Genomic DNA, 15,392 nt, shown 5'->3' with positions numbered 1-15,392 from the left:
GCACACGGGCCGCACCTGACGCCTGCGACGCACCGTTCCTCACTGCAATGATGAAATGCCGGGCGATTGCGTGCGCTTGTCAGGCTGTGGGCACGGGTGCCCGAAACGCGACATTGGCTGCCCGTTCGGCGTGAGACAGGCAACCTCGGCACTGGATAACCTGCTGCGGCAATGCCTTGCTCCCTTGCCATAGAAGAACCGTGCCCATGACAACTTCCGCCGCCTCCGTAGCCGCCGCCACGCCTGCCGACCAGCCTCAGGGCTTTGTCGTGCGCATCGTCGGTGCTGCTGCATTCGCCCACCTGCTCAACGACCTGATTCAAGCCGTACTGCCGTCGATCTACCCCATGCTGAAAAGCGATTTCGCGCTGAGCTTCGCCCAGATCGGCTGGATCGCCTTGGTGTATCAGGTGACCGCTTCCCTGCTGCAACCTTGGGTCGGCATGTTCACCGACAAGCACCCACAACCCTACCTGCTGCCTGCCGGCATGGTGGTGACGCTGGTGGGCATCGCCCTGCTCGCCTTTGCCGGCAGCTATGAAATGCTGCTGGTGGCCGCCGCCGTGGTCGGCGTGGGTTCGGCCACCTTTCACCCAGAGGCCTCGCGGGTCGCCAGGATGGCTTCCGGCGGGCGCTTCGGGACCGCGCAATCAACCTTCCAGGTCGGCGGTAATACCGGCTCGGCCCTCGGCCCACTGCTCACCGCTGCCATCATCATTCCGCACGGCCAACCGGCCATTGCCTGGTTCATGCTGGCCGCTGCGCTGGCCGTTCTGGTGCTGCTGCGGGTGACGGGCTGGAGCGTGCGCCACGGCCAGGCCCGGCTCAAGAGCTTCGCGGGCCAACAGGCCCCCGGCCTGTCGCGGGGTGCCATGTGGCGCGCTGTGGTGGTGATCGCCGTGCTGATGTTCGCCAAGTTCGTCTACATCGCTTCGTTCACCAACTTCTTCACCTTCTACCTGATCGAGCATTTCGGCCTGAGTGTGCAGCACAGCCAGCTGTACCTGTTCGTGTTCCTCGCAGCCGTTGCGCTGGGCACCTTTGCCGGTGGCCCGGTGGGTGATCGCATCGGGCGCAAGGCCGTGATCTGGGTCTCGTTCCTCGGCGTGGCGCCCTTCGCCCTGGCCCTGCCCCATGCCAACCTCGCCTGGACAGCCGTACTGGCGGTGGCCATCGGCCTGGTGATGTCCTCGGCATTCGCTGCCCTGGTGGTGTATGCCCAGGAGGCGGTGCCAGGCCGGGTCGGCATGGTTTCGGGGGTGATGTTCGGGCTGATGTTCGGCATCAGCGGCGTGGGTGCAGCCGGCCTGGGCACACTGGCCGACCGGCATGGCATCGAATGGGTGTACCAAGCCATCGCGTTCCTGCCGCTGCTCGGGTTGGCCACCGCCTTGCTACCGGCCACCCGCTCGCGGGCCCGCCCTGGCCGTTGCTGCTAAAGTGGCGCTGCCAGGCTGCTTCGATACGAGGTCACGATGGTAAAGCCGCAGCGTGAATTGCTGGTGGAGGTCGATGAGTGGACCTGGGAAGTGGGTAGCCGTGCGACAGACTACCCAAGCGACTGGTTCATCGAGCCCCATAGCCATACCAAGCATCAACTGATCTATGCCATCAAAGGCCTGATGATCGTCGAGTCCGGAAACGAATGCTGGACAGTGCCACCCAGCCGCGGTGTGTGGATGCCTTGCGGCCAGGTGCACGCCATTCGCTGTGTCGGCGACGTGAAGATGCGCAGTGTGTTCGTGCGCATCGACGCGGCAACCGGCCTGCCCCTGCAGAGCAAGGCCATCAGCATCTCGCCCTTGCTCAGCGAACTGATCAAGGCCTCGGTGGGGTTCACCGCACCCTTTGCCGAGGACTCGCGCGAAGCCCGGGTCATGCGCCTGATCCTCGACGAAATCTGCGTACTGCCGACCTTGCCGCTGAAGCTGTCGCAACCCAGCGACCAGCGCCTGCGGGTGATCTGCACGGCATTGCATGAACGGCCCGACGATAACGCCACCGTTGCCGACTGGGGCGTGCAACTGGGGGTGGACGAAAAGACCATCCAGCGGTTGTTCCGCAAGGAAACCGGCATGACCTTCGGCCAGTGGCGTCAGCAGGCGCGGCTGATGCAGGCACTGGAGCGAATTGCCCTGGGCGAGCGAATCATCGATGTGGCGGGGGCCTTGGGCTATGACAGCCCAAGTGCCTTCGCCAGCATGTTCAAACGCCAGTTCGGTACCACGCCCAGCCAGTTCTTCAGATAACCTGAAGTCCACGCATTTGCCGGCACTGGCCCGCCGCATACGGGCTGTCCGCTGACGGCTCGCCCTGCCTGTTCTTGCACAGCATCCCCGCCAAGCCGTATACAGTACCCCTACAACAATGCCCGCAAAGGAGCCCGGCACATGACCGTGACGCTGTCCCCCCTGCAGATCGACTGCGATTTCGACTCCGGCAACATACAGGTACTGGATGCCAGCAACCCGGCCCAGGTACACCTGGCCATTCGCCCGGACACCCACAGCGGCCACTACCAGTGGTTCCACTTCAAGGTCAGCGGGCTCACACCGGGGCAGGTCCATCGCTTCAGCCTGGACAACGCTTCTGGCTCCTCGTACAAGAACGCGTGGAGCGGCTACAACGCTGTGGCCAGCTACGACCAGCAGCGCTGGTTCCGCGTGCCCAGCCAGTTCGACGGTACGGCGCTATCGTTCGAGGTCAAGGCTGAACAGGACCAGATCTGGTTCGCCTATTTCGAGCCCTACCCGCGTGCCCGCCACAACCAGCTGATCGAACGGGCCCGCCAACTCCCGGGTGTCGAGTTGCTGGCCAGCGGCCGCAGTATCCAGGGCCGCGACATCCCGCTGCTGCGGGCAGGCGACGGTGCCGAAGGCAAGCGCAAGCTGTGGCTGATTGCCCAGCAGCACCCGGGCGAGCACATGGCCGAATGGTTCATGGAAGGCGTGATCGACCGCCTGCAGGCCAACGACGCAGTGGTCCAGCAATTGCTCGCCAAGGCCGACCTTTACCTGATCCCCAACATGAACCCCGACGGCGCCTTCCTCGGCCACCTGCGCACCAACTTCAAAGGCAAGGACCTCAACCGCGCCTGGCAGGACGCCAGCGTCGAATTCAGCCCGGAAGTGTTCTTTGCACAGGCGCAGATGAAGCAGTACGGTGTGGATGCCTTCATCGACGTGCACGGTGACGAAGAGATCCCGCACGTGTTCACGGCCGCATGCGAGGGCAACCCCGGTTACACCCCTCGGCTGGCCAAGCTCGAAGAGCAGTTCCGTACCACCTTGTGCAGCCTGACTCGCGACTTCCAGACGGTGCATGGCTATACCCGTGACGAGCCCGGACAGGCGAACACGACGCTGGCCTGCAACGCGGTGGGCATGGCCCATGACTGCCTGTCACTGACGCTGGAGATGCCGTTCAAGGACCATGACGACGCGCCCGATGCAGTTGCCGGGTGGTCGGGGGCGCGCTCGAAGGCACTGGCCGGCGCGGTGCTGGAGACCCTGGCAAGCATGGTAGGCGATTTACGCTGAACCTCGTCTTGCGCAACCCCTGCAGGAGCAGCACGTCGCGACACGCGGCGGCTCCTTCGGGGGGTATTGACCGCCGTTCAGAACTGCACATCCAGTATCACACTGTCGGTATAGGTCGCAGCCGGCGGTGTCGCCTGATCGGTATAGACCTTGGCGTTGTAGTTGAACACCTGGCTACCCGTGCCGGTACCCACGCCGGGGTTGATGTCGGCATCCGTACTGGAACGCCTGGCAGCCCCGGACGCCCCCCAGCGCACGGTACCGGCACTTTTGAAAATGTCATAGGCCAGGTAGTTGTTGGCCGAAGACTTCATCCGCCGCCGCCCACCGGACACGTTCTGCCCGTCACCCAGCCCTACCGTGTAGCTGCTGCCCTTGGTGCATGACACGTTTATGCCCTGGCTCACCGTGCCGAACCCCGCCACCACCGGCGCACTGGCGAAGCTGATGTCGGGGGTGGTGATCTGGCAATCGTTGGTCACCGTCAGGCTCACGTTCAAGACCTGGCTACCCGAGCCGATGTCACGCCCAAGGCATATCCCCAACGCGCCAATACCCGAACAATAATCCCAGCTCCAGGCCACGGTCAGGGCCTCTTGATACAACCCGGCCGCGACATTGCTGCCAATCTGGGTACGCATGTAGATCGGCACCGCCTTGGGCGTGGTACCGCCGAGCAGCCCCAGCAAGTCGAGGATACCGTTGCGGGCGAAGTCGTAGGCCACACCCCGGGTAATCGGGTAGCGGGTGGTGTTGTCGGCATAGAGCGTATAGGGAATGACATCGCCTGTCGGGCCGACCAGACCGCCCGAAGCGGGCGTGATCGTGGCGTAGAAATGATCACCGCTGCTGAGCAAGGTCAGCAGCGAACCGGTGCACTGCAACCCGGAGTTGAGGCTGGAAGCCGTCTGTACCGTGTTGCGAACCTGCGTCGAATTAAGGCTGCCAAACGCTGCCGGCAAGGTGGCCACCGATGAACAAAGCGCCCAGGCCGTACTGCTCGGCAACAGCAGCACGCTCGCCACCAGGCCCCGCCGCCAGGCATTCATCGGCACACCAACGGACCAATCAAAGGGACCGAGCCTTGCGCGTCAGGCAGGTCGAACGCCACTTCGCAATGCCCACCCCCTTCAAGCGCTACCTGAAGGTGGTTATTCGACGACAGGTTCTCCAGGTACACCAACCCGTCCCACCCCACCACCGCCTGGGTGCCACTCTCTGCGTGGGTGACACGGCTACCCAGTTTGAGCTCCTGCTGGTTGCCATCCACCAATTCGACACTGGCCGCCATGACGCGCTTGAGGGGGAACTCCAGCAAGTAACCGCTGCCCCGTCGTACCGCCACACGCTGCTCAACGTCCGGTGCGAGGACATCCGGTGGCAGGTTCATGGGGTCGATCTCGTACTTGCCCCGGTAGTAACCACTGCTGTAAGGCACCAGCAAGTGCCCCTTGGCATCGGTACGGCCGATTTCCTGGTTTTCATAACGCACCGGCACATCGGCGTAACCTGCGGTGCTGACCACCACGAAGGCATCATCGATACGGTTGGCGGCGAACACGCCGGCATCCATCCACACCAGAGAACCACTGGCGTCGGCCCAGCGGGTCATCTCGCCGCTGCTGCCATACACACCGGCCTGCAATTGCACCGATTGCAGGCGCCAGGTGACGTCGGCCTGGCGATAGGCATCACGGTCGCTGCCTGCTGCATAGCCCAGGTTGTAACCGACGCCGACACCCGCTGGCACCGCGCGGCTGTAGTTGACCCGTTGCAGGGTCTCGCCTTCATTGCTGCGTTCCATGCCCAGCGCCAGGGTGCCGTGCAGGTCGAACGGGATCACCAGCTGCGCCTGCACCGCCCACTGGCTGTCACCCACTTCACGGTTGGCCGACAGGTACACACTGCTGCTGCCCCACAGCGGCTTGCTGTAGCTCAGGTTGATCAACCGGGTACGCGTTCCGTCACCGGCGCGCACGTCGAAGTAGCCAGCGCCAATGCTGCCGTACGCGTTCAGGTTGACACTGAGGGTAACCTGTTCGCTGCTTTTGCTCAGTTGCATGTCCGGGGAGCCCACCCGGCTCAGGTCGGCATAATCGCCATGGCGTTGCAGGCGCTGGTAACCGAAGCCGATGCGCTGGCTGTTGTACTGGTAGCCAAGGGCGACCTGGTGGCCTTTGTCGCCCTCGAACCGGCTTTGCGCCAAGGCAGCGTTGAGCACGCCGAAATTGCCCACGCGCATGTTGCCACCCAGCCCTCCGAGCATCAGCGACTCCGCCGTTTCGGCGTGGGTTTCCAGGGTGAACATGTCACTGAGCCCATAGCGCAGGCTGCCCGAGGCACCACCCGGCCCATAGCTGAAATCGCGTACGCCGTAATCCCGGCGCAGGCTGCCGGCGGCCACCGAGTAGTCCGACAGGCCCTTCTGCAGCAGGCTGCTGGTGACATAGAACGGCAAGGTGGTCGACACCTGCCGACCAAGGGCATCAGTGGTGACCACCACCGCCTCCCCGGCCCCGTTGATGAACGGCACGTTGGTCAGGGTGTACGGGCCTGGCTGCAGTTCGGTGGTGCTGGACTTGAAACCGTTGATGAACAGGTCGAGCGACGTGGGCACCGCCGCTTCACCGGCGAACGCAGGCAACGGGTAAGTGACAAGATCCGGACGCACCGCGAAGTCGCGTGACAGCTGCACCCCGCCCACGCGCACCGAACTGCTCCAGGGCAACGCACCCGTCACGAAGTCACCGGCTTCGTAGGTCAGCAGGCGCTGCTCGTCGGTAAAGCGCCAGGTGGTGTCGTAACGCATGAAGCCACGGCGGGTATCGTCCGCCTGTGCGCCATTGAAAGACTGACGCCACTGCCCGGTGCTGGAAAAGGTACCCCAGCTGTCGAACAGGCGCAGCTCGTTCCAGGCGGCCAGGTAGGTGCCGCCTTCATCGGTGTCGTTGAGATACAGGTCGTAGTTGAACAAGGCGCCAAAACTGCTGCGCGCATCGCTGGCCGGGTAAAGGTTGCGATCACCCACTTGCTGGTCAGGCAACCAGGCCGGCGGTACCTGCAGCAACAGGCGCTGGTTCTGACTGTCGTAATCGGTATGCAGCCCCGCGATGCTGTCCAGGGCCACCTCCCCCTGGGGGTTGCCCGGCAGCGAAACGCCGGCTGCACGCAATAGGTCGCTGTCCAGGTACAACCGCCCGGCCCGCTGCTGCACCGGTATCAGGTCAACCCTGGGCATCTGGTTCACCACCAGGTCGAGGTAAAGGGTGGCCTCGGCGATGGCGGACATCTCCGTGGGCGGTGGGGGCAAGTCGTCGGCCAGCACCAGCGCGGGGCTGACCATGGCCAGCCCTAGGCACCAGCGGCACGTCGTCGCCGGGAGCCATTTCACACACGGTTTCCAACCATTGCCGGGTCCTCCTTGGCCCCTGCACTTCATTCAGCCGTTGGCTCATTGGCCTTGGCGGATGGCGTCCGCCGAGTGTTGACCATTGACCCTGCCCTTCAGCACGCTAACGTTGCCGGATGCCACGGGAGCCGGCCAGCGCATGCTTGCCCCTGGCAGTACATAACCCAGCAGGCCTTCAGCCAGTGGCTTGCTCTGGGGGCCTTGCTGCACGACCACATCGGTCAGCCGCGCATGTACCGGGCCCGTGTTACGCAGTTCAATGTAGGGCTTGCCCTGCACCGTCACCGGGCGCCAACTGAGCTGCGGCTTGCCCACGCCCTCGGCATTGCGTTTGCCTTCAGGGTCGGCCTTGCCCCACAGCCCTTCGCCATAGACGAACAGCGGCACCGAATAACGCATCTGCAAACGAATGGCCGCCGTGGCACCGGGCTCGGCTTTGTCGACCGGGATGGCGGGCGGAATCTCGTCGATGATGATGCGGTAGGCCTGCTCCTGGCCGGCGGGTGAAGGGCCGGTACGGGTCAGGCGGATCAGCTGCTTCTGCCCGGGCGCAATGTTGGCGACCGGCGGGCTGCCGATAATCTCGCGCTGTGCCTGGAACTGCTCCTGGTAATCACCCTGGCGCCAGGCGAATACCCGCACCTGCAGGTTTGCCGGCGCAGTGCCACGGTTTTCCAGCCACAACGCACCTGCCTTCTGGTCGGCCTCCAGCACCGGGTCGATCGGCCAGATCAGCACCGAAGTGGCCGCCCAGGCCGGCAGGCTTGCCAGCGACAATAATCCAGTCAATCCACGCGTCCACTTCGCGCCTGCCCGCATGCAGCTCTCCTTAGACACTTGTCAGGGGTGGCGCTGGCCGTTACCAGGTCACCGTCACTTGCACCACATCGGTATAGGTCCCTGCCGGCAGCGTGCCGGTCAGCTGAACCCGCCCGTACACCGGTAGCTTGATCGCCGTCGGGTCGGAATAGCTCACCGCCACGCTCTGGCCGATTCCCAAGGCCTGGCTATAGGCGGCGTCCCGGTACAACTGGTAGGCCAGCACTTGCGTGCCACTGGTGCGCTTCAGGTTGCGTGTGCCACTGGCACTGTTTTGCCCGCCGTCCAGGCTCATGCTCATGGCCACGCCCGGCGTGCACTGGAACGTCACGGTAGAACCACCCAGCGATGTGCTGAGCAGCCCCGTGGACAGCGCCGACTGCGAGCCATAATCGAGCGTGCCGTAGCTGGTGACACCCCCCACCACCAGGCACCCGGCGACAACTTGCGCCGTCACCGTGAAGGTACTGGTGGTCACTGCCCCCAATGGGGCGGCCAACAACATGCTGACGCCAGTCAGGCTACCTGCCAGCCAGCCGCGCATGGGTCAGAACGACAGCTCGACCGAGATCGTGTCGCTGTAGACCCCTGCGGGCAGGCCCGGCTTGCCGACGGCCTTGCCGTAAAGGTTGACCGTCTGAGCGGCGCCGGTACTGGTCGGCAGGGTGATGGTGTCGTCGACCGCCAGCAACGCCGTACGCCCCGCGTCGGTATAGAGGTCGTACGGTACAAAGTTGCCAGAACCATCGGCGAGCGCACGGGTGCCGCCGCTCGACTGGCCGTCATGCAGGCCTGCACTCACTTTGATCACAGGCACCGTACCTGCCGAGCACAGGATGCTCATGGCGCCCCCCCCGCCTCCCAGCACCTGGGCATCGGCGGTAACGAACAAGGCATCCTGGGTACCGAAGTTCAAGGCACCGAAGTTAAGCCCCGACGTGCCCGACGTGCCATTGACCTGGCACGCCGCAGTCAGCGTCAGGGTCGAGCTGATACTGCCCGTCACCGTGGCCGCCTGGGCCTGGGAAGCCAACGCCAGGCCCAGGCCTGCGAGGACGCAATATGAAAGGTTCGTTCGCATCGGAGTCTCCTTGCGTGGTTACCAGTCCAGGGTCACTCTGAGGGTGTCGCGGTAAAGCCCGGCCGGCAGCGCACGCGGTTGCGCCACTACCACACCGTAGATGGGAATCGGTACTTGCTGGCTACTGCGAATGGTGAAGGCCCGCGCCTGGCCGACGCCGTAGCGGCTGTTACCGCCTGGGTCGACCGCCAGCTGATAAGGAATCAGTTCACGGCCGTTGCTCAGGCGGCGAATGCCATCGTCGCCATTGAGGCCGCCATTGATACGCACGTTGAAGGCCCGAACTTCAGGCGTGCAACTGATTTGCAGACTACCCTGACCGCCCACTTCGTCCACCTGGCTGCGCAACGGCTGGTCCCAGTTCGGACCGCGCTCGCCAAAGTCCAGTACGCCTGGGTCACCCAGCACAGCCGGTTGCGTCTCGTTGCTGCTGATCTGGCAAGACGCGCTGATCACCAGCCGCGCCTGGATGAAACCGGTGGTGCTGCCATGCACCGCACCGCCTGGGACCAGCAGCGGGCCGAGGGTGAGCAACAGGATCGAAGTGCGGCTCATGGCATGGCGTCCTTGTGCATGGTGGCGTCCCTACCAGGTGACGGTGACTTTCAGCAGGTCGGCATAAACCCCTGCATCCGGCACCCAGGCCAGTTTGTCGATACGTGCATACAGCGGCAATTCCACCGAACCGCTGCCCGGTACACGCGCCGATTGGGCTACCCCCACTGCCAGCGGCTCACGCCAGGCAGCGTCACGGTACAAGCGGTAAGGAATGGGCCGCGCCAGGCGATCGTCGCTGGCCAGGTAACGCAGTTCGCCGATGCCACCATGCAGGCCACCGTCGACGCGCACCTGATAGGGCGTATCCGGGTTGCACTCCAGGCGCGGCGGACGCTGGCTTAGCAGCACACCGCTCAAGGGCGCGCCAGGGCCATCCAGGCGCGCCGTCGCCCCCAGGTCGATACGTCCCAGGGCCTGAGCTCCCGCATCGCGGGTCTGGTTGACCAGCATGCAGCCACGCTGCACCAGTACCCGCACTTCCACGAGAAAATCCGCCGCCACGGTACTGCCGCTGAACAACAGGCCGAACAGCACGGCCAGCATGCGCTCCGTCACCTTGTTATCCTTATCGAAACGTCCTGAACTGAGCGTAGCAGTGAGGTGGCGCAGCCGATGTGGCATAACGCCATTTTTTTTGTATTAGCGATAAAGCGATACCGTGGCATCAAAAAAAGCCTGTACCACACAGAACCCGTGGCCAACCCGTGCCTCCAATGGCCAAGAGCCGGTAAATGCACCGGGATTCTGTTAGGGTGAATCGTACTCGTCCTGCGCCAGACACCTGTGCCGTACACGGACGGACATGACAGGAGCTTTTTCAATCATGACTGCAGACAACTCACTGGCAGACGCCATGGAGCGCTGTGCCCAGGAGCCGATCCAGGTTCCGGGCAGCATCCAGCCTCACGGCTTTCTGCTGGTGCTGGATGCCACCGACCTGTGCGTGCTGCAGGCCAGTGAAAATGTCGAGCACTGGTTGGGCTTGCCAGCCCGTGAACTGATCGGTTGCCGCTTCGCCGACCTGGTTCACGAGGGCTTTGACCTGCACGCGCACCTCACACGGCTTCCTGAAGATGAAGTCTTCCCGTTCCACATTGGCGACGTGCGCTTGCACCAGGGCGCCCCCATCAGTGCCCTGCTGCACTTGCTGGTTCATTGCCACGATCAGGTACTGATTGCCGAGTTCGAACCGCCCCGCCTGCCAGCAGACCTGGTCGGGCAAGGCGACTATTACCCGTTGGTGCGCAGCTTTGTCGCCAGTCTGCAAGTGGCCAGCAGTATTGAAGACCTGCTGCAGCAAACGGTGTTGCAGTTCAAGCGCATCACCGGCTTTGGGCGGGTCAAGGCCTACCGTTTCGATGCCGAAGGCAACGGCCAGGTGCTGGCCGAAGTGGCCGACCCAGGCTACCCCAGCTACGCGGGCCTGTGCTTCCCGGCTGCAGACATCCCGCGCCAGGCGCGCGAGCTGTACCGGGTCAACCGTATCCGCGTGATCGAAGATGCCAACTATCAACCCTCGCCTCTGCTGCCCGCTACCAACCCGCGCACCGGCAAGGCGCTGGACATGAGTTTCGCCGTACTGCGTAGCGTATCGCCCGTGCACCTGCAGTACATGCGCAACATGGGCACGCTGGCCTCGATGTCGCTGTCGATCGTGGTCGACGGCGAGCTGTGGGGGCTGATTTCCTGCCACCATCAGCAGCCACGCCCGGTGGACCTGCGCACCCGCACGGCCTGCGAGCTGTTGGCCAGCGTACTGTCGTTGCAGATAGAGTCCCGCGAGTCCCATGCCAGCACGCGCAAGCTGCTGGCGCTGCGCCAACACATCGTACGCATGATCTCGTCCATGGCCGACCACGACAGCGTCAGTGGCGGCTTGCGCGACCTGCCTCACGTGCTGCTGGCCTTCGCCGACGCCCAGGGCGCGGCAGTGATCTCGGCCGAGCGCTGTGACCTGATCGGCCAGACTCCGCCTGAGGCCCAGGTGACGGCGCTGGTGCACTGGCTAGGCCAACGTGACGAAGACAGCGTGTTCCATAGCGACAACCTGCGCCGCGACATCACTGAGCTACCCGAGCTGGCAAACCATGCTGGCGGGGTGCTGGCGGTGGCCATCTCGCAGATCCACTCGCACTACCTGCTGTGGTTCCGCCCCGAGCAGATACGCACGGTCAACTGGGCCGGGCAGCCGACCAAGCAGGTCGGGCCACAGGGCAACCTCGACCCGCGGCACAGTTTTGAACGCTGGCAGGAAGAGCTGCGCGGCTATTGTCAGGCGTGGGACCCACTGGTGATCGAGGGCGTGATGGAGCTGCGCACCGCGGTACTGGGCATTGTCCTGCGCAAGGCCGAAGAGCTGGCACAACTGGCTGGCGAATTGCGCCGCTCCAACAAGGAGCTCGAAGCGTTCTCCTACAGTGTTTCCCACGACCTGCGCGCCCCGCTGCGGCACATCGCCGGCTATACCGAACTGCTTGGCGAAATCGAAGGCCAGGGCCTGAGCGAACGCGGCAAGCGCTTCCTGCAGCATATCGGTGAAGCGGCGCACTTTGCCGGCAGCCTGGTCGACAACCTGCTCAACTTCTCGCAGATGGGCCGCTCGGCCTTGCGCCTGTCCGACGTCGACCTCAACGCCCTGGTCGAGGCCATTCGCAGCGAGCTGGCCCCCGATTACGAAGGCCGCGCAATCGTTTGGGACATCGCCCCGCTGCCCAAGGTGATCGGCGACCCGGCATTCATCAACATGGCCTTGCACAACCTGATAGCCAATGCCATCAAGTACACTCGCGGCCGTACGCCTGCTCGCATCGAGATCAGTGCCGTACAGCACCCTGACGAAACCGAGGTCTGCATCCGCGACAATGGCGTGGGCTTCGACATGGCCTACGCCAACAAGCTGTTCGGCGTCTTCCAGCGCCTGCACCGCATGGAAGATTTCGAAGGCACCGGCATTGGCCTGGCGAGCGTACGCCGCATCATCGAGCGCCATGACGGTCGAGTCTGGGCCACTGGCCAGATCGACCAGGGCGCCAGCTTTCACTTCACCCTACCCCGAAACACTGCTACCTGAGGGCACCGCTACCATCATGCTCAAGCCCATTCTGCTGGTCGAAGACAATCCCCGAGACCTGGAGCTGACCCTGCTGGCCCTGGAGCGCAGCCAGTTGGCCAACGAGGTCATCGTGCTGCGTGACGGCGCCGATGCGCTCGACTACTTGCTGCGCCGCAACGCCTATGCCGAGCGCGATGACGGCAACCCTGCCGTGCTGTTACTCGACCTGAAACTGCCGAAGGTCGACGGCCTGGAAGTGCTCAAGGAAGTGCGCGCCACTGCCGAACTGCGCAGCATCCCCACCGTGATGCTGACCTCTTCGCGCGAAGAGCCCGACCTGCTGCGCGCCTACGAGCTGGGGGTAAACGCTTATGTGGTCAAACCCGTGGAGTTCAAGGAATTCGTCACCGCCATCTCCGACCTCGGGGTATTCTGGGCAGTGCTAAACGAACCGCCACCCGGCTCACTGCGACTGAACCGTCGCGGTAGCAACTGAGGCCGCCGCGACGATGCAGCAAACGCCGTTGAAAATACTGATGGTCGAAGACAGCTCGATGGACGCCGAGCTGACCCTGATGCGCCTGGAGCGCAGCGGGCTGCATGTTCAGTCACAGCTGGTGTTCGACCATGCAGGTGTCGAACATGCCCTGCGCCAGGCCCGCTACGACCTGATCTTGTGTGACTGCGTGCTACCAGGCTCATCCGGCACCGAAGTGCTGGCCATCGCCCAACGCCTGGCACCCGACATCCCGTTCATATTCCTGTCCGGCATTTATGGCGAAGAGCACGCGGTGGAAATGATCCGCCTGGGCGCGACCGACTATGTGCTGAAGAAGAACCTGCCACTGCTGCCCAAAGCCGTGCGCCGAGCCCTGAGCGAAGTGCAGGAACGCCAACGCCGTCGCCGCGCCGAAGAGGCCCTGGCGGACGTCGAAGCACGTGCTCGCATTGCCATCGACGCCGCCGGCATGGGCACCTGGGACCTGCGCCCGCAAGAGGGCCTGTTGCTGTGGGATGATCGCTGCAAGACCTTGTTCGGCGTGCCCACCAGCACCGAAATGAGCCTTGAAGTGTTCTACGCCGGCATCTACCCCGATGACCTGCCACTGGTGCGCGAGGCAGTGGAACATGCCATGCGCCCGGAAAGCGGCGGTCATTACCGCGTGGAGTTTCGGATCGCGCAACCCAATGGCCTGGAGCCTCGCTGGTTGCTGAGCAGCGGCCAGAGCCAGTTCGTCGATGATCAGTGCGTTCGCTTTTCAGGCGTACTGCAGGACATCCACACGCAACGCCAGGCCACCCAGGCGCTGCGTCAGCTGAACGAGATGCTTGGCGAGCGGGTTGAGCGCCGTACCCGCGAACGCGATCGTGCCTGGGAGCTGTCGCAAGACTTGCTGGCCGTGCTGAACAAAGACCTGACCCCGGTCGCACTGAACCCCGCCTGGGAAGCCAGCCTGGGCTTCTCGCGCGAACGCCTGAGCCAGTCCTCCTTGCTGCACCTGCTGCCTGAGCACGACCAGGAACAGTTACTCACCGAACTGGCCGCCCTCTCCCACGGCCGCACCAGCGCACGCTTTGTCGGCCGCATCCTGCATGCCGGCGGCCAACAGCGCTGGCTGTCATGGGTGGTGGTGCCGGAGGACACCCTGCTGTACGTGGTGGCACGCGACATCACCAGCGAGCGCGAAGCCGCCCTGGGCCTGGCAGATGCCAACGCCCGGCTGCGCGAACAGATCAACGAGCGCGAGCGCATCGAGGCCGCTCTGCAGCAGATGCAGCGGCTGGAAGCGGTTGGGCAACTGACGGCTGGCGTGGCGCATGACTTCAATAACCTGCTGACGGTGATACTCACCGGTGCCAGCTTTCTGGAGCGCGACCTGGCCAAGGCCGACCTGGACAAGGCCCGCACTCGCCTCACCCATATCCGCGAAGCGGGTGAGCGTGGTGCCAAGCTGACCTCGCAGTTGCTGGCCTTCTCCCGCCGCCAGCGTCTGGAGCCGGTGCCGCTGAACCTCAACCGTACCCTGGCCGGCCTGGAAGAGCTGCTGCGCCGCACGCTGGGTGGCAACGTTTCGGTGCGTCTGGACCTGGACCTGGCCCTGTGGCAGGCACTGACCGACCCCACCCAGACCGAGATGATCATCCTCAACCTGGCGATCAATGCCCGCGATGCCATGCCCGACGGCGGTCAGCTGACCCTGACAACGCGCAACACCCACATCGACCAGCGCCCGCAACGTCCGGAAGACCCAGACCCGGGCGAGTACGTGATGCTGAGCATCCGCGATACCGGTTGCGGCATGAGCGAAGACGTGCTGGCCAAGGTATTCGAGCCTTTCTTTACCACCAAGGACATTGGCAAAGGTTCGGGCCTGGGCCTGGCCCAGGTGTTCGGCTTTGCCAAGCAGTCCGGTGGCGGCGTGCGCATCGACACCACACTCGGTCGCGGTACCGAGGTGGCGGTATACCTGCCGGCGGTAAAAGAGGAGATGGTGAACGAACCCGTAGCAGCAGTGCTCAGTCAGTCAATCAGCGAAAGCGGCCATAACCGCACGGTGCTGCTGGTGGATGACGACCACCTGGTGCGCGACATGCTTGGCGATGTGTTACGCCAATACGGCTACCAGGTGCGCCAGGCGCACAGCGGCGAGCAGGCATTGGCATTGCTGGATGACGATATTGACCTGCTGCTGACTGATTTCGCCATGCCCGAGTTCAATGGTGCACAACTGGCGCTGGCTGCCCGCGAACGGTACCCCCGCGTGCCGGTGGTGTTTCTTACCGGTTATGCGGACTTGCAGGGGCTGGAACTGCCGGGCAGCCTGGTGATCCAGAAACCGGTGCAGGCTGATGAACTGGCCAGGGCGCTGAACGAAATGCTGGGGATTTCCGGGTAACCCGGTACGGCACGACCCGCGCTCAGGAGGCGCGGAG

Annotated in this window: 13 protein-coding genes; 6 read left to right on the top strand and 7 right to left on the bottom strand. The window is 64.0% G+C overall.

Annotated elements, in window-relative coordinates; translation table 11 throughout:
* Positions 1-206 precede the first annotated feature (206 nt).
* The 3 genes from V6093_RS00530 (at position 207) to V6093_RS00520 (ending at position 3,539) form a co-directional block, all read left to right on the top strand.
* Positions 207-1,439, top strand: coding sequence for an MFS transporter (locus V6093_RS00530; RefSeq protein WP_003250383.1), 1,233 nt, complete (start codon positions 207-209; stop codon positions 1,437-1,439).
* 36 nt (positions 1,440-1,475) lie between these two features.
* Positions 1,476-2,249, top strand: coding sequence for a helix-turn-helix domain-containing protein (locus V6093_RS00525; protein ID WP_004575751.1), 774 nt, complete (start codon positions 1,476-1,478; stop codon positions 2,247-2,249).
* 141 nt (positions 2,250-2,390) lie between these two features.
* The gene (locus tag V6093_RS00520) at positions 2,391-3,539 is read left to right on the top strand and encodes a M14-type cytosolic carboxypeptidase (protein WP_003250378.1); all 1,149 of its coding nucleotides are present in this window, start codon (positions 2,391-2,393) and stop codon (positions 3,537-3,539) included.
* Between the two features lie 77 nt (positions 3,540-3,616).
* Here the strand turns inward: V6093_RS00520 and V6093_RS00515 are convergent, their stop codons facing one another.
* The 7 genes from V6093_RS00515 to V6093_RS00485 all read right to left on the bottom strand — a co-directional run bounded on the left by V6093_RS00515 (position 3,617) and on the right by V6093_RS00485 (position 9,961).
* Complete coding sequence (locus V6093_RS00515; RefSeq protein WP_003250377.1) at positions 3,617-4,588, bottom strand: spore coat U domain-containing protein; 972 nt, start codon at positions 4,586-4,588, stop codon at positions 3,617-3,619.
* Positions 4,585-6,882: a fimbria/pilus outer membrane usher protein gene (locus V6093_RS00510; RefSeq protein ID WP_265978419.1), complete on the bottom strand. Its 2,298-nt coding sequence runs from the start codon at positions 6,880-6,882 to the stop codon at positions 4,585-4,587. The genes V6093_RS00515 and V6093_RS00510 overlap by 4 nt, the downstream gene beginning before the upstream one ends.
* Before the next feature lie 108 nt (positions 6,883-6,990).
* Positions 6,991-7,767: a molecular chaperone gene (locus V6093_RS00505; RefSeq protein WP_014861818.1), complete on the bottom strand. Its 777-nt coding sequence runs from the start codon at positions 7,765-7,767 to the stop codon at positions 6,991-6,993.
* Between the two features lie 40 nt (positions 7,768-7,807).
* Positions 7,808-8,311 carry a spore coat U domain-containing protein gene (locus V6093_RS00500; protein WP_012052959.1) on the bottom strand — a complete coding sequence of 168 codons (504 nt, stop codon included), beginning with the start codon at positions 8,309-8,311 and terminating at the stop codon, positions 7,808-7,810.
* Positions 8,312-8,314: 3 nt separating this feature from the next.
* Positions 8,315-8,848 (bottom strand): spore coat U domain-containing protein, encoded by a 534-nt coding sequence (locus V6093_RS00495; protein WP_047604046.1) that lies wholly within the window; start codon positions 8,846-8,848, stop codon positions 8,315-8,317.
* 18 nt (positions 8,849-8,866) lie between these two features.
* Positions 8,867-9,403, bottom strand: coding sequence for a spore coat U domain-containing protein (locus V6093_RS00490; RefSeq protein ID WP_012052961.1), 537 nt, complete (start codon positions 9,401-9,403; stop codon positions 8,867-8,869).
* A 30-nt stretch (positions 9,404-9,433) separates the two neighbouring features.
* The gene (locus V6093_RS00485) at positions 9,434-9,961 is read right to left on the bottom strand and encodes a spore coat U domain-containing protein (RefSeq protein WP_265978318.1); all 528 of its coding nucleotides are present in this window, start codon (positions 9,959-9,961) and stop codon (positions 9,434-9,436) included.
* 268 nt (positions 9,962-10,229) lie between these two features.
* Between V6093_RS00485 and V6093_RS00480 the strand changes: the two genes are divergently transcribed.
* From V6093_RS00480 to V6093_RS00470, 3 genes are read left to right on the top strand one after another with little or no spacing between them, the layout of a single operon-like run.
* Positions 10,230-12,476 (top strand): ATP-binding protein, encoded by a 2,247-nt coding sequence (locus V6093_RS00480; protein WP_265978316.1) that lies wholly within the window; start codon positions 10,230-10,232, stop codon positions 12,474-12,476.
* A 16-nt stretch (positions 12,477-12,492) separates the two neighbouring features.
* The gene (locus V6093_RS00475; protein ID WP_003250360.1) at positions 12,493-12,954 is read left to right on the top strand and encodes a response regulator; all 462 of its coding nucleotides are present in this window, start codon (positions 12,493-12,495) and stop codon (positions 12,952-12,954) included.
* A 13-nt stretch (positions 12,955-12,967) separates the two neighbouring features.
* Entirely contained in the window at positions 12,968-15,355 is a 2,388-nt protein-coding gene (locus V6093_RS00470) for a response regulator (RefSeq protein ID WP_265978314.1), read from the top strand.
* Positions 15,356-15,392: the final 37 nt, after the last annotated feature.

The organism is Pseudomonas putida group bacterium ESBL64, assembly GCF_045277175.1.
GTDB lineage: Bacteria > Pseudomonadota > Gammaproteobacteria > Pseudomonadales > Pseudomonadaceae > Aquipseudomonas > Aquipseudomonas alloputida.
The sequence above is the reverse complement of the archived record's forward strand: the minus strand, read 5'-3'. Positions and strand labels throughout refer to the sequence as shown.

Bases quoted from the DNA above. Each gene is read 5' to 3' on its own strand.
- V6093_RS00530 (WP_003250383.1), top strand. From the start codon at position 207: ATGACAACTTCCGCCGCCTCCGTAGCCGCCGCCACGCCTGCCGACCAG.
- V6093_RS00525 (WP_004575751.1), top strand. From the start codon at position 1,476: ATGGTAAAGCCGCAGCGTGAATTGCTGGTGGAGGTCGATGAGTGGACC.
- V6093_RS00520 (WP_003250378.1), top strand. From the start codon at position 2,391: ATGACCGTGACGCTGTCCCCCCTGCAGATCGACTGCGATTTCGACTCC.
- V6093_RS00515 (WP_003250377.1), bottom strand. From the start codon at position 4,588: ATGAATGCCTGGCGGCGGGGCCTGGTGGCGAGCGTGCTGCTGTTGCCG.
- V6093_RS00510 (WP_265978419.1), bottom strand. From the start codon at position 6,882: ATGGTCAGCCCCGCGCTGGTGCTGGCCGACGACTTGCCCCCACCGCCC.
- V6093_RS00505 (WP_014861818.1), bottom strand. From the start codon at position 7,767: ATGCGGGCAGGCGCGAAGTGGACGCGTGGATTGACTGGATTATTGTCG.
- V6093_RS00500 (WP_012052959.1), bottom strand. From the start codon at position 8,311: ATGCGCGGCTGGCTGGCAGGTAGCCTGACTGGCGTCAGCATGTTGTTG.
- V6093_RS00495 (WP_047604046.1), bottom strand. From the start codon at position 8,848: ATGCGAACGAACCTTTCATATTGCGTCCTCGCAGGCCTGGGCCTGGCG.
- V6093_RS00490 (WP_012052961.1), bottom strand. From the start codon at position 9,403: ATGAGCCGCACTTCGATCCTGTTGCTCACCCTCGGCCCGCTGCTGGTC.
- V6093_RS00480 (WP_265978316.1), top strand. From the start codon at position 10,230: ATGACTGCAGACAACTCACTGGCAGACGCCATGGAGCGCTGTGCCCAG.
- V6093_RS00475 (WP_003250360.1), top strand. From the start codon at position 12,493: ATGCTCAAGCCCATTCTGCTGGTCGAAGACAATCCCCGAGACCTGGAG.
- V6093_RS00470 (WP_265978314.1), top strand. From the start codon at position 12,968: ATGCAGCAAACGCCGTTGAAAATACTGATGGTCGAAGACAGCTCGATG.